A 1,504-nucleotide genomic window follows, 5' to 3' on the forward strand; every position below is an offset into this window, starting at 1 on the left:
CAGTTCTCTGTGCCTTAAGTTCGCGGTGTGAACCGCTCTCTCTCTGGCGCTTTATTAATATACTTATTTCGCAAGGGCTTGTCAAGCGTTTTGCGAAAACAATTTTTATCTTTCGCTCAATCTATACACCGTAAGGCTTTTGGGTGTTCCTCGATGCTCCGAGATCCGATTGCTCGTTCCTCTTTAACGCCAGAACCTGCTTTTTTACCCCCAATGTCAGTTTTTGACCGCCGTCTGTCATGAAGGGTCGGTAGAATCGTTGAGAGGTAAAATGGCTACTACTATATATAGAACCCTTTTGAGATCTTTTGACGATCGCCCGCGATTGAGACCCGCTCGGGCTATGGGCAAGCGGCTAGGGGCGCTCGGCTCCGGCTACAGGCGATTGCCATCCAATTGCCCCAAATTTAAGGTGATGCGGTTTCAACCGAAATTGGAAAGGGTGATTGGTTGTCTCTGCTTACTAAATTGATGTAACCCACATTCCGCACTTTAAGTTGAAAGTAAGGATTCAGGTCTAAAAACTTGTGGCTATAACGCTTTTCTGGCAAGGGTTATAGGACAAAATAATGTTTTTTGTCTTTGTCTGTTGATTGTCAGGCCTATGACCAGAAATGACAGTTTTTCGTCATAAGCTTGATAATTGGAGTTTAAACTAAGCAGGTCAAAAAGTGCGATTGCCCAAAGACTAGCTCACGTTTATCACAGGGCGAACGCATCTAAATTTCATATTAACAGAATATGGTATATTGGAGGATGGTTCTTGATTACTCAAAAAATATTTAATTAGAGTTTGCCCTGCATGAAACTTAAACCTAAAATCACCATCGCCGACCATTTTGCTGACTGAGAAGATCCAAGAATTGAGCGGACGAAACATCATCAATTAATTGATATTATTACCATCTCAATTTGTGCCGTGATTTGCGGTGCTGATACATGGGTCGATATCGAAAGTTACGGGCGAGCTAAATACGGGTAGTCCCCTGAAGGAAAGGATCGAGAGAATAAAACTGAATTCAAATAAAAGTAGGGATTTAGAGTTGTAAATTAGCATTGTAATGATGCACAAACCGCCAAATTGCAGCAATATGATTTTCTAATTTTTTAGAGAAGGCTAGGCTCTTTCTTACCAGTCGAGACACTCGTTGTCGAATAGTACAGTTGAAGCGCTCGATATAGCTAGTAAAACCACTATCTTTATCTACGCTTTGATGACGTTTGCTGGGCAATACAGAATCATAAGCACAAAACGTGGTCAGTATAAATTACTGCACATTGACGGTACACTGGTGGCATTGAATTCCATAGATATTGAGCCGATACTGCGCTACGATCTCCAATATGTACACCAACAATTTCCCTAGTCTGGGCATCCAATGCCAGCCAGACCCACTGCTGATTGCCTTTACTATCAACGAATGACCATAACTCATCCATCTGAACATTCAAGCGCTTTTTTTCTTTGGGAGTCACTTCCACTTGCTTCTTAACAGCAGCCGCT

2 pseudogenes are annotated in these 1,504 nt (G+C 42.2%); one reads left to right on the top strand and one right to left on the bottom strand.

Annotated features, from left to right (window positions below):
- Nucleotides 1-802: 802 nt before the first annotated feature.
- Nucleotides 803-973: pseudogene (locus tag JGK07_RS33030) on the top strand (transposase family protein); the annotation flags it as partial.
- A 64-nt stretch (nucleotides 974-1,037) separates the two neighbouring features.
- Here the strand turns inward: JGK07_RS33030 and JGK07_RS33035 are convergent.
- Nucleotides 1,038-1,504 (bottom strand): annotated as a pseudogene (locus JGK07_RS33035) (IS1 family transposase); the annotation flags it as partial.

The sequence above is a fragment of the Microcoleus sp. PH2017_24_DOB_U_A genome (genome assembly GCF_020738205.1).
Lineage (GTDB): Bacteria > Cyanobacteriota > Cyanobacteriia > Cyanobacteriales > Microcoleaceae > Microcoleus.